This is a genomic window from Kitasatospora setae KM-6054 (genome assembly GCF_000269985.1).
Taxonomy (GTDB): domain Bacteria; phylum Actinomycetota; class Actinomycetes; order Streptomycetales; family Streptomycetaceae; genus Kitasatospora; species Kitasatospora setae.
In genome coordinates this window covers 3,236,224-3,261,528 of sequence record NC_016109.1, presented here as the reverse complement: position 1 = coordinate 3,261,528, position 25,305 = coordinate 3,236,224, and the positions used below count along the sequence as shown (strand labels likewise).

Sequence of the window (25,305 nt, the reverse complement as noted above, 5' to 3'; positions counted from 1 at the left end):
CGTGACCGCCCTCCTCCCGCACATCCTCGTCATCCACCGCTGGCGGGACCACCACGCCCGCTACGAGGACTACATCGACCACCGCACCCACCACGTCACCTACGTGACGACCGGCCTCGGGCGCGAGTCGGTCCCGGCGGCCGCCGCCGGCACCGTCACCGTCCGGGCCACCGACGACCCGGCCGAGGTGTCCGCGGCCGCGGACACGCTGGCCGTCCGCTTCGGCGCCCCGGCCCGGGTGGTCGCGCTCAACGAGGGCGACCTGGAGACCGCGGCCGACCTGCGCACCCGGCTGGGCTGCCCGGGCCAGGACCCGGCCGGGCTCGCGCCGTTCCGCGACAAGCTGGTCATGGTGCGGGCCGTCGCCGCCGCCGGGCTGCGCACCCCGGAGTCCGCCGACGCCCCCGACCCGGCCGCGGTCAAGGAGTTCGCCCAGACCCACGGCTGGCCGCTGATCGTCAAGCCCCGGCGCGGCACCGCCAGCCGCGGCGTGCTCCGGCTCGACTCCCCGGACGACCTGCCCGCGCTGGAGGGCCTGGAGCCGGAGGACCGGATCGTCCAGACGTACTGCGGCGACCCGATCTACCACGTGGACGGGCTGTGGACGGGCGAGGCGCTCGGCCCGTGGCGCGCCTCCCGGTACGTCAACACCTGCGCCGGGTTCGGGGCCGGCACGGCGCTCGGCTCGGTCGAGGAGGACGACCCCGAACTGCTCGGTCCGATCGGGGAGTTCACCGCCGCCGCGGCCGAGGCGCTGGGCGGCCGGCAGCCCTGGGTGTTCCACCTGGAGGTGTTCGCCGGCCCGGCGGACGGCGGGGCCGGTGCCGTCCGGGTGACCTTCCTGGAGGCCGGCTGGCGGGTCGGCGGCGCGGAGATCCCGTTCGTCTGGCGGGAGGTGCACGGCGTCGACCTGATGGCCGCGGCCGCCGCCGTCCAGCTCGGCCGCGCCCCCCGGCTGCCGGAGCCCGCGCCGCGGCCGGGCGGCCGGGTCGGCGGCTGGCTGCTGGTCTCCTCGCCGGTCCCGGCGCCGTGCACGGTGACCGCCGTGCACGGCGCCGACCGGGCCGAGGCGCTGGCCTACGCGCAGGTCGTCCCGGAGCCCGGCTACGCGATGCCGCGGATCGGCGGCTACGAGCACGTCGGCGCCCGGTTCCGGTTCCGCGGCGCGAGCACCGCGGAGGTCCGCGACGCGGTCACCGCGACCGCCGCCGCCGTCCGGCTGGAGTGCGTCCCCGACCGGGACGGCGAACCGAGGTCCAGGGCCGCCTGCGGCCTGGACCGCTGACCGCGGCGGAAGGGAACCCACCGATGGTCAGCGCAGGCTCCCTGGCCGGCATCGCCCTGGTGGCGCTCGGCCTGGTCCTCACCCCAGGGCCCAACATGATCTACCTGGTCTCCCGGTCGATCGTGCAGGGCCGCCGGGCCGGGCTGTTCTCGCTGCTCGGCGTCGCGGCCGGCTTCCTCGCCTACCTGCTGGCCGCCGTCACCGGCATCGCGGCGCTCTTCACCCTGGTGCCGGGCGTCTACGCGGCGGTCAAGTACGCGGGCGCGCTCTACCTCGGCTACCTGGCCTTCAACGCCCTGCGGCCGGGCGGGGTGAACGCCTTCGCCCCCAAGCCGCTCCCGCCGGACCCGCCGCTGAAGCTCTTCACGATGGGGCTGGTCACCAACCTGCTCAACCCGAAGATCGCGATCCTCTACCTCTCGGTGCTCCCGCAGTTCACCGACCCCGCGCGCGGCTCGGTCGCCGGGCAGAGCCTCGTCCTCGGGCTGGTCCAGATCTCCATCGCGCTCACCGTCAACGGGCTGATCGCGTTCGGCGCCGGGGCGATCGCCGCCTTCCTGCGGGACCGCCCGCGCTGGCTGCGGATCCAGCGCCTCGTGATGGGCGCCACCCTGGCCGCGATCGCGGTCCGGGTCGCGACCGCCTGAACCCCGCCTCCGCCCCCGTCCCCGCCCCCGCTCCCCTTCCCGTCCCACCACCATCCAAGGACCCGCACCCCATGCCACTGCACCGCGACGAACTCACCCCCCAGCTCCAGGAGTACGCCCGCTTCGACGACCGGGGCGAGGCCCGCTACCTGCCCTACCTGATGTACTACCACCGGGCCGACTACCGCTCCGAGGTGATCAACACCGACCGGGCCGGCTTCCGGATCTCGCACGGCCCGGACGGCGCGACCGCCTCCGCCGCCGGGAACCTGCCCGCGAACGGCCCGGTCCGGATCATCACCGGCAGCTCCACCGTGATGGGCATCGGCGCCACCACCGACGCCGCCACCCTCGCCTCCCGGCTGTGGACCGAGCACGCGCCCTCCGCGCCCTGGCTGAACTTCGGCGGCCGCTGCTACAACTCCACCCAGGAACTGCTGCTCTTCACGCTCTACCGGCACCTGCTCCCGGAGATCGACGAGGTCGTGGTCTTCTCCGGCCTCAACGACCTGACGGTCGGCCGGCTGCCCGAGTGGCAGCAGGGCGACCACGGCGCGTTCTGGTTCTGCGGCGAGTACTACGACAAGATGGAGGAGCTCCGCGCCGAGAACCGCAAGGCCGCCAAGCGCGGCGGGTTCCGCTCCGGCGGCGGCCGCCGCCCCACCATCTCCACCCACGACGACGTCCGCCGCGACGTCCCGAGCGTGATCGAGTCCGCCGCCGAGCTGACGCTGCGCCACCTGGAGAGCTGGAAGCTCCTCGCGCCCACCGCCCGGATCACCTACGTGCTCCAGCCGATGGCCCTGTGGATGCGCGACAAGCACGCCCCCCAGGAGCAGCTGCTCTTCGACGAGATCGACCGGATCTCCAAGCTCGGCACCTGGGAGGCGCTGTACGGGGACATCTCCACCCCGGCCGTCGCCCGCGCCTTCGCCGACCGGCTCGCCGAGGGCTGCGAGCAGCGCGGCATCGGCTTCCTCGACCTGAACCCGGTGGTGGCCGCGGCCGTCACCGAGCGGGACTGGGTCTACGTCGACCGCGCCCACTACACCGACCAGGGCTACGACCTGGTCGCCAGGATCCTGGCCGAGCAGCTCGACCTCTCCTGACCCACCGCCACCACCCCGTACCAGAACGAGAGTTGAGGACACCGTGACCGGAGCATTCCGCGTGGCCTGGGTCGGCGGCCGGCCCGCCCCGATCGCCGGCGCCAAGGAGCTGGGCATCGACGTGGTGCTCGTCCACGAGGAGGGCCTGTACGAGCCGTCCATCGCCGCGCACTGCGAGCGGATCGTGCACGCGCCGATCACCGACGGCGCCGCGATCCTGGAGGTGCTGCGGCCGCTGCACGCGCAGCGGCCCTTCGACCGGGTGCTGACCACCTCCGAGCCGGCCGGCGTCGCGGTCGGCCGGGTGGTGGACGCGCTCGGCCTCACCGGCGTCGGCGAGGACACCGCCCGCACCCTCAAGGACAAGGCGCTGACCCGGCGGGCACTGGACCGGCACGGCCTCAGCCCGGTCCTGCACCGGGTGGTGGACGGCCCGGACGCGGCCCTCGCCTTCCTGGCCGAGGTCGGCGGACCGATCGTGCTCAAGCCGGTCGACGGCGCGGCCAGCCGGCACGTCCACCGCGCCGAGGACGCCGCCGGGGTCGCCGACGCCTGGCGGGCGATGGCCGCCGACGGGCTGACCGTCGCGCTCGCCGAGGAGTACCTGGAGGGCCCGGTCGTCTCGGTCGACTCCTTCTCGCACGCCGGCCGGCACCTGCCGATCGGCTGCTCCGAGTACCAGGTCAACGAGCGGCACGTCGAGTGGGCGGTCTCCACCCCGAGCCGGGTGGCCGCCCCGCACTGGGACGCGCTGCGCGAGCTGACCGTCCGGCTGCTGGACGCCGTCGGCCTGGTCGAGGGCCCCTCGCACAGCGAGTTCGTGCTCACCCCGAAGGGCCCCCGGGTGCTGGAGTCGCACGCCCGGCTCGGCGGCCACGCCCTGCCGGAACTCGTCCGCCGCGCCTACGGCCCGGACCTGGCCCGGATGATGCTGACCGTGCCGCTCGGCCTCGAGGAGCTGCCGGCCGCTCCGCCCGAGCCGGTCGGCGGCGCGGCCATCCGGTTCTTCACCCCCACGCCCGGCGTGATCCGCGAGGTCGCCGTCGACCCCGACAACCCGGCGCTGGTCAAGCGGCTGGCCCCGGGCGAGCTGGAGGGCGTCTACCTCCCGCTGCTGGCCGAACTCGCCGCCCTGGAGATCGGCGCGGTCGTCGCCAAGAACCCCGGCGACACGGTGCCCCCGCTGAACACCCTCGCCGACTGCAGCTCCGGCTACGTGCTGGCCAGCGGGCGGGACGCGGCCGACGCCGAGGCGCTCTGCCTGGAGACCGAGCAGAAGATCCACTTCCGCACCGCCTGACCCCCGCCCACCCACTGAAGGACCCTCGCCATGACCACCACCGCAGCCGGCCCGGAACGGCGGGAGGACGCCCCGGCCGCCTCCGCCTTCGGCGTCCGGGCGTTCCGCCAGGTCTTCGCCGCCTCCGCCGCGAGCACCCTGGGCACCCAGATCAGCTACCTGGCCGTCCCGCTGCTGGCCGTGACGGTGCTCGACGCCTCGCCCGGCCAGGTCAGCGCGCTGGCCGCGCTGGGCACCGCCGCCTTCCTGCTGATCGGCCTGCCCGCCGGGGCCTGGACCGACCGGATGCGCAAGCGGCGGCTGCAGATCACCGCGGACCTGGTCCGGGCGCTGCTGTTCGGCTCGGTGCCGGTGGCCTGGGCACTGGACGCGCTCACCATCGGGCAGCTGTACGCGGTGGTGCTGCTCTCCGGGCTCGCCACGGTCTTCTTCGACGTCGCCAACCAGAGCTTCCTGCCGCACGTCGTCGGCCGCGAACTGCTCGGCGAGGCCAACGCCAAGCTGGTCGGGATGCAGGCGGTCAACCAGGTGGCCGGCCGCAGCGCCGGCGGCTACCTGGTGCAGCTGCTCGGCGCGCCGCTGGCGGTCGCCCTGAACGCGGTCACCTACCTGTGGTCGGCGCTCTGCCTGCTCCGGGTCCGCGCCTCCGAGCCGAAGCCGGAACGCCGCCCCGACACCCACCTGGGCCGGGAGATCCTGGAGGGCACCCGCTTCGTCCTCGGCCACCCGATGCTGCGCCCGCTGGCGCTCGACGGGGCGCTCACCAACATGGCCCTGCAGATGATCGTGACCGTGCTGCCGGTGCTGTTCGTCCGCGAGCTGGGCTTGTCGGAGTTCGCCTTCGGCACCTTCCTGGCGATGGCCGGGCTCGGCGTCTTCCTCGGCTCGCTGGCGGCCCGGCGGCTCGGCCGGCGGCTCGGCGCCGGGCGCAGCATGTGGCTGGTCGGGCTGTGCGTCGCCCCCGCCGGGTTCGTGCTGCCGCTGCTGGACCGCGGGCCGATGCTGTGGGCCGCGGGCGCCGCCTACCTGCTGATGACGTTCAAGGTCGGCACCGACAACGTCGTCAAGGTCACCTTCCGCCAGCAGGCCACGCCCGCCCACCTGCTCGGCCGGATGAACGCCACCTTCCGGTTCCTGCTGACCGGCTCGCTGGCGATCGGCTCGGTGCTCAGCGGCGTGCTGGCCGAGACGGTGGGGATCCGCGCGGTGCTGTGGACGGGCGCGGCCGTGCTCTCGCTGAGCTGGACGGTCGTCTTCTGCTCCCCGCACCGCCGGGCGGGCGCGCCCTGACCGTTTTTGCCGTCCGACCCCCGCTCCGGTTCGTGGAGCGGGGGTCTTTGCGTTCGCAAGTTCATGCGTTTGCAAGTGTCTGCGCGTGCAACTATTGTCGAAGCATGTAAGGCGCAACGGCAATCACCTGGAGGTCCGCGTCATGACCCTCGCGCTTCTCGCCCTGGCCATCGGGGCCTTCGGGATCGGCACCACCGAGTTCGTGATCATGGGCCTGCTGCCCGAGGTCGCGGCCGACTTCGGCGTCGGCATCCCGACCGCGGGCCTGCTCGTCACCGGCTACGCGGTCGGCGTGGTGGTCGGCGCGCCGCTGATGACCGTGCTCGGCACCCGGATCAGCCGCAAGCGGATGCTGATGCTGCTGATGGTGCTGTTCACGGCCGGCAACCTGCTGTCGGCGCTCGCCCCCGGCTTCGGCGCGATGCTCGCCGGACGGATCGTCGCCTCACTGGCGCACGGCGCGTTCTTCGGCATCGGCTCGGTGGTCGCCGCCGAACTCGTCGCGCCCGACAAGAAGGCCGGCGCGATCGCCACCATGTTCACCGGCCTGACCGTGGCCAACATCGTCGGCGTGCCGCTCGGCACCTTCGTCGGCGAGCAGGTCGGCTGGCGGGCCACCTTCGCCGCCGTCGCCGCGCTCGGCGTGGTCGGCCTGCTCGGCATCGCCCGGCTGGTGCCCGAACTGCCCCGGCCCGAGGGCGCGCACCTGCGGCGGGAACTGGCCGCGTTCAAGAACGCCCAGGTCGTGCTGGCGATGGGGATGACCGTGCTGGGCTTCGGCGGCGTGTTCGCCGCGATCACCTACATCAAGCCGATGATGACCGAGGTGGCCGGCTTCTCGGCCGGCGCGGTGACCTGGCTGCTGGTGCTGCTCGGCCTCGGCATGTTCCTCGGCAACCTGCTGGGCGGCCGGTTCGCCGACCGCCGGCTGATGCCGATGCTGTTCACCACCCTGGGCGGACTGACCGCCGTGCTCGCCCTGTTCACCGTCACCGCGCACAACCGGGTCACCGCCGCCGCCACCCTGCTGCTGATCGGGGCACTCGGCTTCGCCACCGTCCCGCCGCTGCAGAAGCGGGTCCTGGACCAGGCGCACGGCGCGCCGACGCTGGCCTCGGCCGTGAACATCGGAGCATTCAACCTGGGCAACGCGCTGGCCGCGTGGCTCGGCGGCGCCGTGATCAGCGCCGGTCTCGGCTACACCGCCCCGAACTGGGTGGGCGCCCTGCTGGCCGGCTCCGCGCTGGTGCTGGCCCTGGTCTCGGCCGCCCTGGAGCGCCGCGCCCCCGCGCTCGCCCGCACCCCCGTGCCCGCGCACTGAGACCGCCCCCAACCCCCCTACCGGAGAAGCGACATGAGCACCACCGTCCCCACCGTCACCCTCAACAACGGCGTCCAGATGCCGCAGCTCGGCTTCGGCGTCTTCCAGGTCCCCGACGAGCAGACCACCGCCGCCGTCACCGCCGCCCTGGAGGCCGGCTACCGGAGCATCGACACCGCCGCGGTCTACGGCAACGAGCGCGGCGTCGGCAAGGCGCTGGCCGCGTCCGGGCTGCCGCGCGAGGAGCTGTTCGTCACCACCAAGCTGTGGAACGCCGACCAGGGCTACGACGCGACGCTGCGCGCCTACGACGCCAGCCTCGACAAGCTCGGCCTGGAGTACGCCGACCTGTACCTGATCCACTGGCCCACCCCGGCCCGCGACCTGTACGCCGAGTCCTGGCGGGCGATCGAGAAGCTGGTCGCCGACGGCCGGCTGCGCGCCGCGGGCGTGTCCAACTTCCAGCCCGCGCACCTGACCCGGCTGATCGAGGCCGGCGGCCTCGTCCCCGCCGTCAACCAGGTCGAGCTGCACCCCGGCCTCCAGCAGGCCGAGGTGCGCGCCTTCGACGCCGCCCACGGCATCGCCACCGAGGCCTGGAGCCCGCTCGCCCAGGGCGCCGTGCTCGACGACCCGGCGATCACCGCGGCCGCCGCCCGCACCGGCAGGTCGCCCGCCCAGGTGGTGCTGCGCTGGCACCTGCAGCTCGGCAACGTGGTGATCCCCAAGTCGGTCACCCCCGCCCGGATCCGGCAGAACCTCGACGTCCTCGACTTCACCCTCACCGACGCCGAGATGGCCGCCATCGCCGCCGGCGACCGCGGCCTGCGCACCGGCCCGGACCCCGACCAGTTCAACTGACCCTCGCGCCGGGTACGCGCCGGACCGCCACGGGCGGTCCGGCGCGTACCCTTGCCGCGTGCGTACACACATAGTCTGGGACTGGAACGGCACCCTGCTGTCGGACATGGCGGCCGTGGTCGGGGCCAGCAACGCCGCGTTCGCGACGGTGGGGCTCGCGCCGATCACGTTGGAGGAGTACCGGGCGCACTACGAGATCCCGATCCCGCGGTTCTACGAGCGGCTGATGGGCCGGGTGCCGACCGCGGGCGAGTGGACGGTGCTGGACGACGCGTTCGACGCCAAGTACAGCGAGCTGTTCCCGGACTGCGGGCTGACGCCGGGCGTCGAGGGGCTGCTCGCCGGGTGGAACGAGGCCGGGCGCAGCCAGTCGGTGCTGTCGATGTACGGGCACGACAAGCTCGTTCCGGCGGTCGACGCGTTCGGGATCACCCGGTACTTCACCCGGGTCGACGGCCGGCGCGGGGAGTCCGGCGGCCGCAAGGCCGGCCACCTGGCGCTGCACCTGGACGCGTTGGGCGCCGGCATCGACCGCGGCCGCACCGTGCTGATCGGGGACGCCGCGGACGACGCCGAGGCGGCGCTCTCGTCCGGCATCAAGTCGGTGCTGTACACCGGGGGTTCGCACACCCGGGAGAAGCTGGTCCACCTCGGCGTGCCGGTGGTCGACTCGCTCGCCGAGGCCGTCGCGGTGGCGGAGGAGCTCACCCGCTAGGCGTGTCACGGCGCGGTGGCGGGGGCGCGCGACCAGGGTGGGGGAGAGTACCGGCCCGTCCGACCCCGTGGAGCACCCCGACCATGCCGACCGAAGACGACCCCGCCGCCGACCCCCAACCCGCCCCCGGGTCCGCCCCCGCCCCCGAACCGGCCCTCGGGTACGCGCCGGGCAGTGCCGAGCGGGCCCGGCTGGCGGCCCGGCTGGCCGAGCGGGCCGGGGCGCCGCCCGTCTCGCTGGCGGCGGTGATCGGCGGCGAGCGCCGGCTCGGCGGCGGCGTCCGGGTGGAGGTGGTCCGGCCGGACCGGCGGGCGAGCGTGCTCGGGGTGCTGGGCGAGGCGACGGCGGACGACGCCCGGGCCGCGGTGGACGCTGCGCTGGCGGCGGCGGACGGCTGGCGGCGGCTGCCGGCGGAGGAGCGGGCGGCGGTGTTCCTGCGGGCCGCGGACCTGCTGGCCGGGCCGTGGCGGGAGACCCTGGTGGCCGCGACCATGCTCGGGCAGTCGAAGAGCGTCCGGCAGGCCGAGACCGACGCGTGCGCGCTGGCCGACGCCTGGCGGCAGGACGCGCACGCCGCCGGCCGGCTGCTCGCCGGGCGGTCCCGCCCGGTGCCCGGCGGCCGGGTCCGGGCCGAGCACCGCCCGCTGGACGGCTTCGTCTGCGCGCTCACCCCGTTCCACTCCACGGCGGCGGCCGGGAGCCTGTCCGGCACGCCCGCGCTGCTCGGCAACACCGTGGTGTGGCGGCCCGCCCCGGCCCAGACCCCGGCCGCGCACCTGACGCTGCTGCTGCTGGAGGAGGCCGGGCTGCCGCCCGGCGTGGTCAACCTGCTGCCCGGCGACGGCCCGGCGGCCACCGGCGCGCTGCTGCGCGACCCGGCGCTGGCCGGGGCGCACTTCGCCGGCCCGGCCGCGGGGCTGCGCCGGCTGTGGCGGGAGGTCGGGGCGAACATCGCCCGCTACCGCGGCCACCCGCGGATCGCCGGCACCGCCGACGCCCCCGGTTTCCTGCTCGCCCACCCGTCGGCGGACCCGGCGGCGGTGCGCACCGCGCTGATCCGCGGCGCCTTCGAGCACCAGGGCCAGGGCCGGTCGGCGCTGTCCCGGGCGTACCTGCCGGAGGGGCTGTGGCGGCGGGTCCGGGACGACCTGCTCGGCGAGGTGGACGAGCTGCCGGTCGGCGACGTCACCGACCCGGGCACCTTCCTGGGCGCCCTGGTCGACGCCCCGGCGTACGCCCGGGCCGTCGGCGCGATCGAGCGGGCGAAGGCCGACCCGGGCGTGGTGGCGGCGGCGGGCGGCCAGTACGACGACGCGATCGGCTGGTTCGTCCGGCCGACCGTGCTGCTCGGCGCGGCCGGGGAGGACGCCGCCGGGCGGGCCGGGCGGTACGCCGACCTCCCGGGCCCGGTGCTGGCCGTGCGGGTGTACGGCGACGGTCACTGGGAGGAGGCGCTGGAGCGGGCCGCCCGGGAGGCCCCCGGCGGCGGCGCGGTGTTCGCCCGGGACCGGCGGGCGATCGCGGTGGCGGTCGCCCGGTCCGGGTTCGGCACGGGCGACCTGCGGGTCAACGGCGACCCGTCCGCGGCCCCGGCGCCGCCCCGGGACCCGGCGCACTGGACCGCCGCCCGGACGGTCCGGGAGACGTTCATCCCGCCGACCGACTACGTCCACCCGCACATGGAGTGGTCACCCGAATGACGGACGGCCCAGGCCGGGGGCATTGGACAAGGTGTCCAGGAAGACCCGGTCTTCCTGCGGGATTGCTCCTCCGTGTCCCCTGACACCTTCGTTTCGTCAGGCTAGGCTGACGGCGTCGCCGGTTATCGGTCAGGCAGGCCAAACGTGCTGTCGTACCCGGGCGGAACGCGACTCATGCGTGCCGTGAGCGCTTTTCACCCCTCGTGTACGGGAGGATTGCCGACGGGGCCCGGCGGTGCACCCACAGTCATCACCGAGTCACGCAACGGCGCGCGACGGGAGCCAAACAGCCATGCAGACCAAGCTGGACGCAGCCAAGGCCGACCTGCTCAGGAAAGCAGCAGCAGCCGCTGAGAACAGCCAGGTGGGGGGAGCGGCGCCGGGGGAGGGCCTGAGCAACGGTGCTCTGGCCGCCTACCTGCACCACTACTACCTCCACACCGCCCCCGAGGACCTGATCAGCCGGGACCCGGTCGACGTCTACGGGGCCGCGGCCTCCCACTACCGGCTGGGCCTCAAGCGCCCGCAGGGCACCGCCGAGGTCCGGGTGTACACCCCGACCGTGGAGGAGAACGGCTGGTCCTGCGGCCACACCGTGGTCGAGGTGGTCACCGACGACATGCCGTTCCTGGTCGACTCGGTCACCAACGAGCTGACCCGCCTGGACCGCGCCATCCACCTGGTCGTGCACCCCCAGCTCGCCGTGCGCCGCGACATCACCGGCAAGCTGCTGGAGATCCTGGACGTCGACGCGTGCAACCGCGCGCAGGCCGCCGGCACCGACTGGCCGGCCGACGCCGTCGTCGAGTCCTGGATGCACATCGAGATCGACCGCGAGACCGACCGCGAGGACCTGCGGATGCTGGAGGCCGGGCTGCGCCGGGTGCTGGGCGACGTCCGCGAGGTGGTCGAGGACTGGTCGAAGATGCGCGACTCCGCGCTCCGACTGGCCGACGAGCTCGCCGAGGAGCCCCCCGCGCACCTGCCCGAGCAGGAGGTCGGCGAAGCCTGGGAGCTGATGCGCTGGCTGGCCGACGACCACTTCACCTTCCTCGGCTACCGCGAGTACGACCTGGTCGAGCACGAGGGCGAGGAGGTGCTCAAGGCCGTCGCCGGCACCGGGCTCGGCGTCCTGCGGGCCGACCCGCTCAGCCACGACACCGACCACCACCCGGTCTCCGAGGCGTTCGGCCGGCTCTCCGCCCCGGTCCGCGCCAAGGCGCACGAGAAGAAGCTGCTGGTCCTCACCAAGGCCAACAGCCGGGCCACCGTGCACCGCACTGCCTACCTCGACTACGTCGGCGTGAAGAAGTTCGACGCGGCCGGCGAGCCGGTCGGCGAGCGCCGCTTCCTCGGCCTGTTCTCCTCCGCCGCCTACACCGAGTCGGTCACCCGGATCCCGGTGGTGCGCCGCAAGGTGCAGGAGGTGATGACCGGCGCGGGCTTCTCCGGCGACAGCCACGACGGGCGCGACCTGCTCCAGATCATGGAGACCTTCCCGCGCGACGAGATGTTCCAGACCGCCGCCGCCGAGCTCCAGTCGATCGCCACCAGCGTCCTGTACCTCCAGGAGCGCCGCCGGCTGCGGCTGTTCCTCCGCCAGGACGAGTACGGCCGCTACTACTCGGCGTACGTCTACCTGCCGCGCGACCGCTACACCACCCGGATCCGGCTCGCCCTCACCGAGATCCTGAAGACCGAGCTGGGCGGCGACACCATCGACTACACGGTGTACGCCACCGAGTCGGTCCTCACCCGCCTGCACTTCGTCATCCGGGTCGCCCCCGGCACCGAGCTGCCGCAGCTCACCGACTCCGACATCGAGCGGATCGAGAACCGGCTCGCCGAGGCCGCCCGGTTCTGGATGGACGGCTTCAACGACCAGCTCGGCACCGAGTTCGGCGAGGAGCGCGCCGCCGAGCTCTCGCACAAGTACGCCACCGCCTTCCCCGACGGCTACCGCGCCGACTTCCCGCCGCGCACCGCCGTCGCCGACCTCAAGCAGATCGAGTCGCTCAGCGGCGAGGGCGACTTCCGGCTGAACCTGTACCAGCCGGTCGGCGCCGGCGACGACGAGCGCCGCTTCAAGATCTACCGGGTCGGCGGCCCGATCTCGCTCACCGAGGTGCTGCCCGTCCTGCAGCGCCTGGGCGTCGAGGTCCTCGACGAGCACCCGTACGCGCTGCGCCGCACCGACGGCTCCACCGCCTGGGTGGTCGACTTCGGCCTCCGGTTGCGCGAGGGCACCGACCTCACCGAGGAGGACCGCGAGCGCTTCCAGGACACCTTCTCCGCCACCTGGCGCGGCGAGGCCGAGAACGACGGCTTCAACGGGCTCGTCCTCACCGCCAAGCTGACCTGGCGGCAGGCCGTCGTGCTCCGCGCGTACGCCAAGTACCTGCGGCAGGCGGGCTCCACGTTCTCCCAGGACTACATGGAGGACGCGCTCCGCAACAACACCCACACCACCCGGCTGCTGGTCAACCTGTTCGAGGCCCGGCTCTCGCCCAGCCACCGGTCCGGCAGCGAGGAGCTCACCGAGGGCATCCTCGAAGAGCTCTCCGGCGCCCTCGACGAGGTCGTCTCGCTGGACGAGGACCGCATCCTGCGCTCCTTCCTGCACCTGATCAAGGCCACCCTGCGGACGAACTTCTTCCAGCACGACGCCGAGGGCCACCGGCACTCGTACGTGTCGATGAAGTTCGACCCCCAGGCCATCCCCGACCTGCCCGCGCCGCGCCCCGCCTTCGAGATCTGGGTGTACTCGCCCAGCGTCGAGGGCGTCCACCTGCGCTTCGGCAAGGTCGCCCGCGGCGGCCTGCGCTGGTCCGACCGGCGCGAGGACTTCCGCACCGAGATCCTCGGCCTGGTCAAGGCCCAGATGGTCAAGAACACCGTCATCGTGCCGGTCGGCGCCAAGGGCGGCTTCGTCGCCAAGCAGCTGCCCGACCCGTCGGTGGACCGCGACGCCTGGCTCGCCGAGGGCATCGCCTCGTACAAGACCTTCATCTCCGCGCTGCTCGACATCACCGACAACCTGGTGGCCGGCGAGGTCGTGCACCCGGTCGACGTGGTGCGCCACGACGAGGACGACACCTACCTGGTGGTCGCCGCCGACAAGGGCACCGCGACCTTCTCCGACATCGCCAACGGCGTCGCCCAGCAGTACGGCTTCTGGCTCGGCGACGCGTTCGCCTCCGGCGGCTCGGCCGGCTACGACCACAAGGGCATGGGCATCACCGCCCGCGGCGCCTGGGAGTCGGTCAAGCGCAACTTCCGCGAACTCGGCGTCGACACCCAGTCCGAGGACTTCACCGTCATCGGCATCGGCGACATGTCCGGCGACGTGTTCGGCAACGGCATGCTGCTCTCCGAGCACATCCGGCTGGTCGCCGCGTTCGACCACCGGCACATCTTCCTCGACCCGAACCCCGACGCGGCGGCCTCCTTCGCCGAGCGCCGCCGGCTGTTCGACCTGCCGCGCAGCTCCTGGGACGACTACGACAAGTCGCTGATCTCGGCCGGCGGCGGCGTCTACCCGCGCTCCGCCAAGTCCATCCAGCTCTCCGCGCAGGTCCGCGAGCGGCTCGGCGTCGACGCCGCCAAGCTCACCCCCGCCGAGCTGATGAAGGCGATCCTGCAGGCCCCCGTCGACCTGTTCTGGAACGGCGGCATCGGCACCTACGTCAAGTCCTCCGCCGAGACCAACGCCGAGGTCGGCGACAAGGCCAACGACGCGATCCGGGTCAACGGCGGCGACGTCCGGGCCCGGGTGATCGGCGAGGGCGGCAACCTCGGCTGCACCCAGCTCGGCCGGATCGAGTTCGCCGCGAGCGGCGGCCCGCAGGGCGCCGGCGGCTGGATCGACACCGACGCCATCGACAACTCGGCCGGCGTCGACACCTCCGACCACGAGGTGAACATCAAGATCCTGCTCAACCAGGTCGTCGCCGACGGCGACCTGACGCTCAAGCAGCGCAACGCCCTGCTCGCCGAGATGACCGACGAGGTCGGCCACCTGGTGCTGCGCAACAACTACGCGCAGAACGTCGTGCTCGCCAACGCGGTCGCCCAGGCCGCCAGCATGGTCGACGTGCACTCCCGCATGATCAACCGGCTGGAGGCGGACGGCCGGCTCGACCGGGCCCTGGAGTACCTGCCCACCGAGAAGCAGATCCGCGACCGCCAGCAGGCCGGCCGCGGCCTCTCCCAGCCCGAGCTGTCGGTGCTGCTCGCCTACACCAAGATCACCCTGGCCGACGAGCTGCTCGCCACCGAACTGCCCGACGACCCGTACTTCCGGGACGTGCTCCACCAGTACTTCCCGAGCGCGCTGCGGGCCCGGTTCGCCGAGCAGATCGACCACCACCCGCTGCGCCGCGAGATCATCACCACCCTGATCGTCAACGACACGATCAACCGCGGCGGCTGCACCTTCGCGTTCCGGCTCCGCGAGGAGACCGGCGCGACCATGGAGGAGGTGGCCCGCACCCACGCCGCCGCCCGCGCGGTCTTCGGCCTGGAACAGATCTGGGACCAGGTCGAGCGCCTGGACAACCGGGTCGCCGCCCGGGTCCAGACCAAGATGCGGCTGCACGCCCGCCGGCTGGTCGAGCGCGCCACCCGCTGGATGCTCAACAACCGGCAGCCGCTCGACATCGCCGACACCATCGCGTTCTTCCACGACCGGGTCCACCAGGTCTGGGACGCGCTGCCCAAGCCGCTCACCGGCGAGGACCTGGCCTGGTTCGAGTCGGTCCACCAGGAGCTGGCCGCGGCCGGCGTCCCCGACGAACTGGCCACCCGGATCGCCGGCCTGTCCTCCGCGTTCCCGACCCTCGACATCGTCGGCGTCGCGGACCGCTCGGACACCGACGTGATGGAGGTCGCCGAGCTGTACTACGACCTCGGCGACCGGCTCCAGATCAGCCACCTGCTCGACCGGGTCATCGACCTGCCGCGCACCGACCGCTGGTCCTCGATGGCCCGCGCCGCGATCCGCGAGGACCTGTTCGCCGCGCACGCCGCCCTCACCGCCGACGTGCTCGCCGCCGGACCGGCCGGCTCCAGCCCCGAGGAGCGCTACTCGGCCTGGGCCGCCCTCAACGGCACCCTGCTCAGCCGGGCCCGCACCACGCTCGACGACATAAGGGGTTCGGACAAGTACGAGCTCTCCAGCCTCTCCGTCGCGATGCGCGTGATCCGCACGCTGCTGCGCAACGGCCGCTGACGAGCGCACCGAAGGGCCCCGGCGGAAAAACCTCCGCCGGGGCCCTTCGGCCGTTCCGAGGCCGTTCCGCGAGCGCGTCGGCGCGCGGCCCTCAGCTCTCGGTGGCGCGGCGCAGGGCGGAGGCGAGCAGGGCGAGGTCGGTGGGGCCGTTGCCGAGCTCGCGGACCGGGCGCGGGGAGGGCGCGGCGCCGTGGTCCTCCAGGCGCTGGGCGACGACGGTGGGCCGGAGCGTCGCGGTGCGGGGGATCCGGCCGCTGACCCGGGCGCCCTGGAAGGCGGTGACCGCGCCGTCCGGCCGGCGGAGGTAGCCGCGGCCCGGGGTGGCGCCGGGGAGGGCGGCGGCGTCCGGCAGGTGGACCAGCAGGTCGGAGTCGCCGGGCAGTTCGGTGCGCAGCGCGATCCGCAGCTGGGCCGCCTCGTCCAGCTCGGTGCCGGCGGTGCCCTCGGGCGAGCCGGTGGTGGCGATCACGTGCACGCCGAGCCGGGCGCCGTGCACCGCGACCGAGGCCAGCGCGCGGGCCAGCGGGCGGCCGCCGGGGGAGGCCGGGCCGAGCAGCGCGTCGTAGTCGTCGACCAGGACGACCAGCCGGGGCGGCGCGGCGTCGGCCGGCGGCGCGTCTGGGGAGCGGCGCGGCTCGACCACCCGGACCCGCCCGGCCGGGTCGGCGGCGGGGCCGCCGACCAGCGCCGGGGTCTTGGCCAGGGCCCGCCCGGTGTGCCACTCGGTGAACGTCAGGCCGTCGAACAGGGCCTCGCGGTGGGCGAGTTCGTCGGTGATCCGCTCGGCGGCGAGCAGCGCGCCGCGCGGGTCCTCGGCGGCGTTGACGTGCGCGGTGACGTGCGGGAGGTCGGCGCAGCCGGCCAGGCCGCCGTCCTCCGCGTGGTCGCCGTCGACGGTGATCAGGGCGAGCCGGTCGGGGCGCTCGGCGACCGCCAGCGAGGCCGCCAGGCTGCGCAGCAGCTCGGACTTGCCGGAGCCGGGGCCGCCGCCGATCAGCAGGTGGTCGCCGTCCTCGGCGAGGTCGACCGCGCAGTCCTCCTCGCCGTCGGCGCCGCGGGCGGTGCCGAGCAGCCCCGCCGCGGCGCCCGCCCCGGCGGGCAGCGACTGCCAGTTCTCGGCGAGCCGGGCGGGGGAGAGCGACTCGGCGCGCAGCAGGTCGAGCAGCCGCAGCGCCTCGGGCAGCGGGCCGCGCGGCGGGGCCCCGGCGGCCGAGGCGGAGTCGGCCTCGGCGAGCGGGGCGAGGGTGCGGGCGAGCCGCTCGGCCCAGGCGGGGGAGACCGCGTCCAGGGCGACGTCGGTGAGGCGCTCGCGGGCGCCGGCGGTGGGCCGGTCGAGGGTGAGCCGGGTGGAGACCTCGCCGGTGACCTGGCCCAGCGCGCCGATGCCGGTGGGGAGTTCCTCGGGGGTCTCGGCCAGGCAGAGGGTGAAGACCCCGGCCGCCGGGCCCTGCCGGAGCAGCAGGCCCAGGGCGTGCCGGCCGGCCTCGGTGCCGGGGTCGCCGTCGACCAGCACGACGGTGGCGGGCGGGCCCGCGGTGGCGGCGGCGAGCTCGGCGAGCCGGGCCTCGGCCTGCTCGGGGCCGAGGCCGAACAGCAGCCGGCAGCCCTGGCCGTGGGCGGGCCGCAGGTGCGGCAGCCACTGGGCCCAGGCCCAGTCCCCGGCGGGCGCGTCGGCGGCGACCACGACCAGCGCCAGGCCGCTGGGCGGGTGCAGGGTGGCGAGCTGGGCGAGGACGGCGCGGGCCAGGCCGGCCAGCCGGTGCCGGGGGCCGGTCAGGCCGAGGCTGCCGGCGGTCTGCAGGTCGACGGTGACCGGGACGGCGGGCAGCAGGCTGCCGGGGGCGGTGCCGGCCCCGCCGGGCAGGTCGGCGGTGCCGAGCCGGAGGGTCAGCGCGTCCGGGTGGTCGGGGCCGCGCTCCCACAGCCGGGGGCCGGTGCCGAGCGCGGTGAGCAGCAGGGCGGCCGGGTCGGGCCAGCGTTCGCGCTGGTGGGCGGCCTGCCGGAGCCGGGCGCCGTCGTGCTGCCGCCCGGGGTCGTCGGCGGGCGGTTCGGCCTTGCCGCGGCGCAGCCAGCGGCCGCCGCGGCCGGCCGCTGGCTGCGGGTCGGGCTCGGGGGCGGCCGGGGGCGCGGCGGGGCGGCCGAGGGCGGCGCGGGCGCCGGTGCGCGGGGCGAGCCGGATCCGGCCCTCGCCGTCGGGCGCGGTGGGGCGGGCCGCTATGCCGGGGTCCGTCGCGGGGGCGAGCTGCAGGGTGGACTCGCCGATCCGCAGCAGGGCGCCGGGGGCGAGGTCCGCGGCGTCCTCGCGCAGCCACTGCTCGTCCAGCCGGGTGCCGTTGGTGGAGCCGAGGTCCCGGACGGTGGCCCGGCCGTCGGCGGCCAGGTGCAGGGCGAGGTGCAGGCGGGAGACGTCGGGGTCGTCGAGCGGCACGTCGGCCTCGGTGGAGCGGCCGATCCGGATCCGCTCGCCGTGCAGCCGGTGCACGCCGCCCGCGTCGGGCCCGCCGACCACGCGCAGCTCGGCGGCGGCCGGCCCGTCGCCGCCCTCGGCGTCCGGGTCGGGTTCGCCCAGGGCGAGCACCGCGCCGTCCACCAGCGGGGGGTGGCCGAGCGGGGTCTGCTCGTCCAGCCGCCGTTCTCCGTCGTAGAGGTGGACGTGGGTGGCGGAGCGGGCGCCGCGGACGCCGACCGCGCCGGCCAGGGCGGTGGCGACGGCGCCGAGCACGGTGCCGGGCGGTGCCGTGACCAGGACGTCGGTGGCGCCGGAGCTTCCGGGGGAGGCCGGGCCGCCGCGCGGTCGAAGGACGGTGAGCCGGATCTGCATCTCGCCCGGGGTCCCTTCTGCACACGTGTGGTGCCTGCCATCCTGCCACTCGGGACGGACAGTCCGCGCACGGTACCGGATTTGACGATCTTGCGATCATCGCCATGGTGAATCCGACGGGCAGTCAGGTCAAGGACGCCTCCGGCGCCCGCCGTCCGCCCCCGCCCGGCCGCGCCCCGATCCGGTCGGGCGACACCTCGGAAACCCGCGCGGGCACCGTTAGAGTTGCCGAAAATACCGGAGCCCGCCCGGCCGGGCGGGCTCCTCCAGGCCCCGGCGCCGTTCACGGGAACGGGGGAGTGCCGGAACGCGGCCCCGGCAGCGGGCGCCGGGTGACCGAACGGAGTGCACAGGTGCGGCCTGTCGGCAGCAAGTACGTGTTGGAGGACAGCCTCGGGCGCGGCGCGACCGGGACGGTCTGGCGCGGCCGGGTCCGCGAGGACGCCGCGGTGCCCGGCCTGGTCCCCGGGCAGGCGGTCGCGGTCAAGGTGCTGCGCGAGGAACTGGCCGCCGACCCGGACGTGGTGATGCGCTTCCTGCGCGAGCGCTCCGTGCTGCTCCGGTTGACCCACCCCAACATCGTCCGCACCCGCGACCTGGTGGTCGAGGGCGAGCTGCTCGCCCTGGTGATGGACCTGGTCGACGGCCCCGACCTGTACCGCTACCTGCGCGAGTCCGGCCCGCTGTCGCCGATCGCCGGCGCGCTGCTGATGGCCCAGATCGCCGACGCGCTGGCCGCCAGCCACGCCGACGGCGTGGTGCACCGCGACCTCAAGCCCGCCAACGTGCTGCTGGCCACCCTCGCGGTCGACGGCGACGAGCGGATGCACCCGATGCTCACCGACTTCGGCATCGCCCGGCTCGCCGACTCCCCGGGCATCACCCGCACCCACGAGTTCGTCGGCACCCCCGTCTACGTCGCCCCCGAGTCCGCCGAGGGCCGCCCGCAGACCGCCGCGGTGGACGTCTACGGCGCCGGCATCATGCTGTACGAACTGGTCACCGGCCGCCCGCCGTTCCAGGGCGACAACCCGCTGGCGGTCCTCCAGGCGCACCTCGCCCAGGAGCCGCAGCGCCCCCGCACCATGCCCGAACCGCTCTGGACGGTGGTCGAGCGCTGCCTGCGCAAGGACCCGGCCCAGCGCCCCACCGCCGTCTCGCTGGCCCGGGCGCTGCGGGTGGTCGCGGCCGGCGTCGGCGTGCACGCCGCCCCCGCCGCGGTGGACGCCGCGCTGGCCGTCGGCGACCTGCTGCTGCCCGACCCGGCGCTGGCCACCGCCGCCGCGGCCGGGCCCGGGGCCGGGCCGCACGAGGCCACCCTGGCCGGCGTCGGCTACGACCCGGCCGCCGCGACCCAGGTGATGGCGCACCAGACCGGCGCCCCCGCTACCCCCGGCGCTCCCGGCGCCGAGGACCGCACCCAGCTGATGAGCCCGCAGCCGCCGGCCGGCCCGCCCGCCGACCGCACCCGGGTGATGCCCTCCGTCCCGCCCGGCGCCCCCGCCCAGCAGCCGCCCGGCCAGCAGCCGCCCGCCCAGCCCGAGGGCCCGCACCCCTGGCAGACCCAGCTGCGGGCCGCCCGGGACCGCAACGCGCAGACCCGGATCGGCTCCTTCGAGCCGGACGAGCTCGGCGAGCCGCAGGTCGCCCCGCGCCCCTACCAGGCCGGCCAGTACCCGCAGCAGGGCCGGCAGGGCCAGTACGGCCAGCAGCAGCCCCGCCCGTACCCGCCGCAGGACGGCCGCTACGCCCCCCAGCAGGGCCCCTACCGCCCGCAGCAGCCGCAGCAGGGCCGGCCGCAGTACCCGCAGCCGGGCCAGGGCCAGTACCCCCAGCAGGGCCAGGGCCAGGGCGGCCGCCCGCCGGTCGCCCCGCCGCCGTACCAGGCCCAGCAGCCGCCGCAGCCCGCCCCGCCGGCCGCCTACAGCGGGCAGCCGCAGGGCTACGGCGCCCCGCAGCGCCGTCCCGAGCCCGCGCCGCAGCACCGGCCGGAGCCGCCGTACCGGGAGCCGGAGCCGGCCCGGGAGGCGCCCCGGGAGCGGGAGCCGCGCCGCCGCAGCCCGAACCGGATGCGGATCCCCGGCCTGGGCTGCCTGAAGGGCTGCCTGCTGGTGCTGGTGGTGCTGGCGCTGGGCTGCCTGGCGCTGTGGAACTTCACGCCGCTGCCGCACTACTGGGACAACGTGGTCGGCTGGTACGACTCGGCCCGGGACTGGGTCACCAGCCACACCTGACCGCCCGGGCGGTGGAATTGACGCTATGTCGACAATCCCGCGAAATTCCACCGGATCGGTACCTCCCCGGGGGCCCTCGGCGGCCCACCGGGGCCCCGCGGGCGCGTAGGTTGTTCGTCGAGCACCGACCTACACGAGCCCACGGAGCAGCATTGGCACGCAAGATCGGCAGCCGGTACACCGTCCACCAGGTGATCGGCCGCGGCTCGGCCGGCACCGTGTGGCTCGGCGAGGGCCCCGACGGCCCGGTCGCGGTGAAGCTGCTGCGCGAGGACCTCGCGGCCGACCAGGTGCTGGTCGGCCGCTTCGTGCAGGAGCGCGCCGCCCTCACCGGCCTCGACCACCCGCACGTGGTCGGCGTCCACGACATGGTGGTCGACGGCAGCGACCTCGCCCTGGTGATGGACCTCGTCCAGGGCAGCGACCTGCGCACCCGGCTGGAGCGCGACGGCGTGCTCAGCCCGCTGCTCGCCGCCTCGGTGATCGCCGACGTCGCCGACGGCCTGGCCGCCGCGCACGCCGCCGGCATCGTGCACCGCGACGTCAAGCCGGAGAACGTCCTGCTCGACCTCGCCGCCCCGCCCGGCCCCGGCGGCGCCCCGCGCGCCAAGCTCACCGACTTCGGCATCGCCCGGCTGGTCGACGCCCCGCGCCGGACCCGCGCCACCCGGATCATCGGCACCCCCGACTACCTCGCCCCCGAGATCATCGAGGGCCTGGAGCCGCGCGCCGCCGTGGACATCTACGCCACCGCCACCGTGCTGTACGAGCTGCTCACCGGCGCCACCCCGTTCGGCGGCGGCCACACCGGCGCGGTGCTGCGCCGGCACGTCACCGAGAACGTCCCCCCGGTCGAGGGGATGCCGGACGGCCTGTGGCGGATCATCTCCGAGTGCCTCGCCAAGGCCCCCGCCTCCCGGCTGCGGGCCGCCGAGCTGGCCGCCCGGCTGCGCGCCCTGCTGCCCGAGCTGGCCGGCCTCGGCCCGCTGGCCGTCCCCGAGCAGCGGACCGCCGCCGAGGAGGTCCCCACCCCCGGCGAGGCCGTCTACGCCGAGGCCGACGCCCCGGCCGGCGGCGCCCACCGCCGCCGCCGCGGCCCCGCCGTCGCGCTGGTGCCGGGCCCGCAGCCCGACTCCACCCGGGACACCCACACCAGCCTGCGCCGCCCCTCCGCCCAGGAGCTCGCCTCCTACGCCGAGGAGTCCCGCGCCCAGCGCGAGCGCCCCGCCGCCGGCCACCGCCGCACCCGGGCCCAGATGATCCGCCGCCGCCGCACCCTGGCCGTGCTGATCGCCGTGGTCCTGCTGCTGGCGGGCGCCGCGGCCGCCTGGACGGCGTTCGCCGCCGAGCCCCCCGGGAAGCCCGCCGAGACCGTCCACGCCCCCTGGCACCCCAGGCTGTAGCCGAGCCCCCCCGCGGAACCATTACCCTTGAGGCGTGGCAGCCGTCGATCCTTCCGAAGAGCTCAAGAACCTCGACTCGACCATGTCGTCGATCGAGGCAGTCCTCGACCTGGACAAGATCCGGGCCGACATCGCGACCCTGGAGGAGGAGGCAGCCGCCCCCACCCTGTGGGACGACGTCGCGAACGCGCAGAAGGTCACCAGCCGGCTCTCCTTCCTCCAGGGCGAGCTGCGCAAGGTCGAGACCCTGCGCGGCCGGGTCGAGGACCTGGGCGTCCTGTTCGAACTCGCCGAGGCCGAGGACGACGCGGACACCCGCACCGAGGCCGAGGCCGAGCTGGTCTCCGTCCAGAAGGCCGTCGAGGAGCTGGAGGTGCGCACGCTGCTCTCCGGCGAGTACGACGCCCGCGAGGCCCTGGTCAACATCCGCGCCGAGGCGGGCGGCGTCGACGCCGCCGACTTCGCCGAGCAGCTGATGCGCATGTACCTGCGCTGGGCCGAGCGGCACGGCTACCCGACCGAGGTCTACGACACCTCGTACGCCGAAGAGGCCGGCATCAAGTCCGCGACCTTCACCGTCAAGAGCCCCTACGCCTACGGCACCCTCTCGGTCGAGCAGGGCACCCACCGCCTGGTGCGGATCTCCCCGTTCGACAACCAGGGCCGCCGGCAGACCTCCTTCGCGGGCGTCGAGGTGCTGCCGGTCGTCGAGACCTCCGACCACGTCGACATCGACGAGGGCGACCTGCGGATCGACGTCTACCGCGCCTCCGGCCCCGGCGGCCAGGGCGTCAACACCACCGACTCCGCCGTCCGGATCACCCACCTGCCGACCGGCATCGTGGTCTCCTGCCAGAACGAGCGCTCCCAGATCCAGAACAAGGCCTCGGCGATGAACGTCCTCCAGGCCAAGCTGCTGGAGCGCCGCCGCCAGGAGGAGCGCGCCGCGATGGACGCCCTCAAGGACGGCGGCTCGTCCTGGGGCAACCAGATGCGCTCCTACGTCCTGCACCCGTACCAGATGGTCAAGGACCTGCGCACCGAGCACGAGGTCGGCAACCCGCAGGGCGTGCTGGACGGCGACATCGACGGTTTCATCGAAGCCGGCATCCGGTGGCGCAAGCAGCGCGAGAGCTGACCGCGCCGCAGGAGGAGGCCGGCTGAGATGAAGATCGAGCACAGCATCGAGGCCGGCATCCGGTGGCGCAAGCAGCGCGAGAGCTGACCACTCCCGTCATCCCCGTCATCACGCACGGTGAAGGGCCCCACCGCCTCGGCGGTGGGGCCCTTCGTGGTCCTCGGGGTCAGCGCAGCAGCAGGGCGAGCGTGAACACCGCGGCGGACAGCAGGGCCAGCAGCACCGCCGGGTTGAGCGTCGCGAACGGCCCGTGCTGCTCCTGCTGGAGCCGGGCCCGGTTGGCGCGGCACACCGGGCAGCGGCCGTCGCTCACGCGGCCGTTGCAGTTGGCACACACCAGTTGGTCGCAGGTCATGCGATCTCCTCCTTGCTGCACAGCCAACGCGCCGGAGGCGGATTCGGTTCCGACTGCTTACCACTCTGCCAGGTTCCGTACCCCGCGGCCCCCGGAGCGGAAGGGTTACCGATCTGTGACGTACCTCGCAATTTCCGGTCCGAACCGGAACAGCACCTGACGAAACCACGGTCAGTAGGCGGATCGCGACTGCGGGTGCGGGAGGGCATCGCGTAAGGTCACTGGCTCCGATCCACCTAGGATGGCCCCGTGATGCAGCCGTGATCAGATTCGACAACGTCTCCAAGACCTATCCCAAGCAGAACCGTCCGGCCCTGGACAACGTCTCGCTGGAGATCGAGAAGGGCGAGTTCGTCTTCCTGGTCGGTTCGTCCGGTTCGGGCAAGTCGACGTTCCTGCGCCTGTGCCTGCGCGAGGAGCGCCCGTCCACCGGCGCGGTGCACGTGCTGGGCAAGGACCTGGGCAAGCTCTCCAACTGGAAGGTGCCGCACATGCGGCGCCAACTGGGTACCGTCTTCCAGGACTTCCGCCTGCTGCCGAACAAGACCGTGGGGCAGAACGTGGCGTTCGCCCTGGAGGTCATCGGCAAGCCGAAGAGCGCCATCAACAAGGTGGTGCCCGAGGTGCTCGACCTGGTCGGCCTCGGCGGCAAGGAGTCGCGGATGCCCGGCGAGCTGTCGGGCGGTGAGCAGCAGCGCGTCGCGATCGCCAGGGCGTTCGTGAACCGGCCGATGCTGCTGATCGCCGACGAGCCCACCGGCAACCTCGACCCGCAGAACTCGGTCGGCATCATGAAGCTGCTCGACCGGATCAACCGCACCGGCACCACCGTGCTGATGGCGACTCACGACCAGGCCATCGTCGACCAGATGCGCAAGCGCGTCATCGAGCTGGACAAGGGCCTGCTGGTCCGTGACCAGGCCCGCGGCGTCTACGGCTACCAGAGCTAGAAGAGAGAAGCATGCGCGCCCAGTTCGTCCTGTCGGAGATCGGCGTCGGTCTCCGCCGCAACCTGACCATGACCATCGCCGTCGTGGTCAGCGTCGCGCTCTCGCTCGCCCTCGCCGGTGCCTCGCTGCTGGTCCGCGACCAGGTCAACTCCATGAAGGACTACTGGTACGACAAGGTCGAGGTCAGCATCTACTTCTGCACCAAGGCGGACCACACCTCGCCGCAGTGCGCGGCGGGCGCGGCCACCGACGACCAGGTCGCCCAGGTGAAGACCGACCTGGCGAAGATGGCGCTGGTGCAGACCTACACCTTCGAGTCCTCCAGCGAGGCGTACCAGCACTTCAAGCAGAGCAACCCGGACAACCCGCTGCTGGCGGCGGTCGGCCCGGAGGCGATGCCGCAGTCCTGGCGGGTGAAGCTCAACGACCCGACCAAGTTCGACGTGGTGCAGAGCGCCTTCGCCGGCAAGCCCGGCGTCAAGTCGGTCGAGGACCAGCGGAAGATCCTGGAGAACCTGTTCGGCCTGCTGCGCGGTCTGCAGACCGCGGCGTTCGTGATCATGGTGCTGATGCTGTTCGTCGCGCTGCTGCTGATCGTCAACACCGTCCGGGTGTCCGCGTTCAGCCGCCGCCGCGAGACCGGCATCATGCGGCTGGTCGGCGCGTCCAACTTCTACGTGCAGATGCCGTTCATCGCGGAGGCGGCGTTCGCCGCGCTGCTCGGTTCGGCGCTGGCCTCCGGCCTGCTGCTGGGCGGGCACTTCTTCGTCCAGCACTGGCTGGCGAAGAAGGTCGCGTTCATCACCTTCATCGGCCTGTCCTCGGTGCTGGCGGTCATCCCGCTGCTGATCGTGGTCGGCATGCTGATGGCGGGCATCGCGGCGTTCTTCACCCTCCGCAAGTACCTGAAGGTCTGACGCGCCGTCGGTGCTACCGGACGGCGCGC

17 protein-coding genes are annotated in these 25,305 nt (G+C 74.3%); 15 read left to right on the top strand and 2 right to left on the bottom strand.

Annotation, left to right across the window (positions count from 1 at the left end):
- Position 1 precedes the first annotated feature (1 nt).
- The 10 genes from KSE_RS14310 to KSE_RS14265 all read left to right on the top strand — a co-directional run bounded on the left by KSE_RS14310 (position 2) and on the right by KSE_RS14265 (position 15,458).
- Positions 2 to 1,285 carry an ATP-grasp domain-containing protein gene (locus KSE_RS14310; protein ID WP_014136027.1) on the top strand — a complete coding sequence of 428 codons (1,284 nt, stop codon included), beginning with the start codon at positions 2 to 4 and terminating at the stop codon, positions 1,283 to 1,285.
- A 23-nt stretch (positions 1,286 to 1,308) separates the two neighbouring features.
- Complete coding sequence (locus KSE_RS14305) at positions 1,309 to 1,932, top strand: LysE family translocator (RefSeq protein ID WP_014136026.1); 624 nt, start codon at positions 1,309 to 1,311, stop codon at positions 1,930 to 1,932.
- A 71-nt stretch (positions 1,933 to 2,003) separates the two neighbouring features.
- Positions 2,004 to 3,041 (top strand): SGNH/GDSL hydrolase family protein, encoded by a 1,038-nt coding sequence (locus KSE_RS14300; protein ID WP_014136025.1) that lies wholly within the window; start codon positions 2,004 to 2,006, stop codon positions 3,039 to 3,041.
- A gap of 43 nt (positions 3,042 to 3,084) precedes the next feature.
- Complete coding sequence (locus KSE_RS14295; RefSeq protein WP_033258743.1) at positions 3,085 to 4,341, top strand: ATP-grasp domain-containing protein; 1,257 nt, start codon at positions 3,085 to 3,087, stop codon at positions 4,339 to 4,341.
- A 30-nt stretch (positions 4,342 to 4,371) separates the two neighbouring features.
- On the top strand, positions 4,372 to 5,631 hold the full coding sequence (locus KSE_RS14290) for an MFS transporter (protein ID WP_014136023.1): 1,260 nt from the start codon (positions 4,372 to 4,374) through the stop codon (positions 5,629 to 5,631).
- A gap of 142 nt (positions 5,632 to 5,773) precedes the next feature.
- Positions 5,774 to 6,952: an MFS transporter gene (locus KSE_RS14285; RefSeq protein ID WP_014136022.1), complete on the top strand. Its 1,179-nt coding sequence runs from the start codon at positions 5,774 to 5,776 to the stop codon at positions 6,950 to 6,952.
- A 33-nt stretch (positions 6,953 to 6,985) separates the two neighbouring features.
- On the top strand, positions 6,986 to 7,813 hold the full coding sequence (locus KSE_RS14280) for an aldo/keto reductase (RefSeq protein ID WP_014136021.1): 828 nt from the start codon (positions 6,986 to 6,988) through the stop codon (positions 7,811 to 7,813).
- Between the two features lie 58 nt (positions 7,814 to 7,871).
- Entirely contained in the window at positions 7,872 to 8,528 is a 657-nt protein-coding gene (locus KSE_RS14275) for an HAD family hydrolase (RefSeq protein WP_014136020.1), read from the top strand.
- An 83-nt stretch (positions 8,529 to 8,611) separates the two neighbouring features.
- A complete protein-coding gene (locus KSE_RS14270) occupies positions 8,612 to 10,228 on the top strand; it encodes an aldehyde dehydrogenase family protein (RefSeq protein WP_014136019.1) in 1,617 nt (538 codons plus the stop codon).
- 292 nt (positions 10,229 to 10,520) lie between these two features.
- Positions 10,521 to 15,458, top strand: a complete 4,938-nt coding sequence (locus tag KSE_RS14265; RefSeq protein ID WP_014136018.1) for an NAD-glutamate dehydrogenase — start codon at positions 10,521 to 10,523, stop codon at positions 15,456 to 15,458.
- Positions 15,459 to 15,549: 91 nt separating this feature from the next.
- Here KSE_RS14265 and KSE_RS14260 read toward each other — a convergent pair whose 3' ends face one another.
- Positions 15,550 to 18,279 carry an FtsK/SpoIIIE domain-containing protein gene (locus KSE_RS14260; RefSeq protein ID WP_014136017.1) on the bottom strand — a complete coding sequence of 910 codons (2,730 nt, stop codon included), beginning with the start codon at positions 18,277 to 18,279 and terminating at the stop codon, positions 15,550 to 15,552.
- A gap of 353 nt (positions 18,280 to 18,632) precedes the next feature.
- Between KSE_RS14260 and KSE_RS14255 the strand changes: the two genes are divergently transcribed.
- The 3 genes from KSE_RS14255 (at position 18,633) to prfB (ending at position 23,054) form a co-directional block, all read left to right on the top strand.
- A complete protein-coding gene (locus KSE_RS14255; protein ID WP_014136016.1) occupies positions 18,633 to 20,513 on the top strand; it encodes a serine/threonine-protein kinase in 1,881 nt (626 codons plus the stop codon).
- Between the two features lie 152 nt (positions 20,514 to 20,665).
- On the top strand, positions 20,666 to 21,916 hold the full coding sequence (locus tag KSE_RS14250; RefSeq protein WP_014136015.1) for a serine/threonine-protein kinase: 1,251 nt from the start codon (positions 20,666 to 20,668) through the stop codon (positions 21,914 to 21,916).
- Between the two features lie 34 nt (positions 21,917 to 21,950).
- The gene (gene prfB / locus KSE_RS14245; protein WP_033258744.1) at positions 21,951 to 23,054 is read left to right on the top strand and encodes a peptide chain release factor 2; all 1,104 of its coding nucleotides are present in this window, start codon (positions 21,951 to 21,953) and stop codon (positions 23,052 to 23,054) included.
- 166 nt (positions 23,055 to 23,220) lie between these two features.
- Here prfB and KSE_RS14240 read toward each other — a convergent pair whose 3' ends face one another.
- Positions 23,221 to 23,409, bottom strand: a complete 189-nt coding sequence (locus KSE_RS14240; RefSeq protein WP_014136013.1) for a hypothetical protein — start codon at positions 23,407 to 23,409, stop codon at positions 23,221 to 23,223.
- A gap of 260 nt (positions 23,410 to 23,669) precedes the next feature.
- On the opposite strand from KSE_RS14240, the gene ftsE reads away from it, so the two are divergent.
- Both ftsE and ftsX read left to right on the top strand, forming a co-directional pair.
- On the top strand, positions 23,670 to 24,359 hold the full coding sequence (ftsE, locus tag KSE_RS14235) for a cell division ATP-binding protein FtsE (RefSeq protein ID WP_014136012.1): 690 nt from the start codon (positions 23,670 to 23,672) through the stop codon (positions 24,357 to 24,359).
- An 11-nt stretch (positions 24,360 to 24,370) separates the two neighbouring features.
- On the top strand, positions 24,371 to 25,276 hold the full coding sequence (gene ftsX / locus KSE_RS14230) for a permease-like cell division protein FtsX (RefSeq protein ID WP_014136011.1): 906 nt from the start codon (positions 24,371 to 24,373) through the stop codon (positions 25,274 to 25,276).
- Positions 25,277 to 25,305 lie beyond the last annotated feature (29 nt).

Coding starts and splice junctions, on each gene's coding strand:
- ftsX (WP_014136011.1), top strand. CDS start 24,371: ATGCGCGCCCAGTTCGTCCTGTCGGAGATCGGCGTCGGTCTCCGCCGC.
- KSE_RS14240 (WP_014136013.1), bottom strand. CDS start 23,409: ATGACCTGCGACCAACTGGTGTGTGCCAACTGCAACGGCCGCGTGAGC.
- KSE_RS14270 (WP_014136019.1), top strand. CDS start 8,612: ATGCCGACCGAAGACGACCCCGCCGCCGACCCCCAACCCGCCCCCGGG.
- KSE_RS14285 (WP_014136022.1), top strand. CDS start 5,774: ATGACCCTCGCGCTTCTCGCCCTGGCCATCGGGGCCTTCGGGATCGGC.
- KSE_RS14280 (WP_014136021.1), top strand. CDS start 6,986: ATGAGCACCACCGTCCCCACCGTCACCCTCAACAACGGCGTCCAGATG.
- KSE_RS14265 (WP_014136018.1), top strand. CDS start 10,521: ATGCAGACCAAGCTGGACGCAGCCAAGGCCGACCTGCTCAGGAAAGCA.
- KSE_RS14305 (WP_014136026.1), top strand. CDS start 1,309: ATGGTCAGCGCAGGCTCCCTGGCCGGCATCGCCCTGGTGGCGCTCGGC.
- KSE_RS14260 (WP_014136017.1), bottom strand. CDS start 18,279: ATGCAGATCCGGCTCACCGTCCTTCGACCGCGCGGCGGCCCGGCCTCC.
- KSE_RS14300 (WP_014136025.1), top strand. CDS start 2,004: ATGCCACTGCACCGCGACGAACTCACCCCCCAGCTCCAGGAGTACGCC.
- KSE_RS14290 (WP_014136023.1), top strand. CDS start 4,372: ATGACCACCACCGCAGCCGGCCCGGAACGGCGGGAGGACGCCCCGGCC.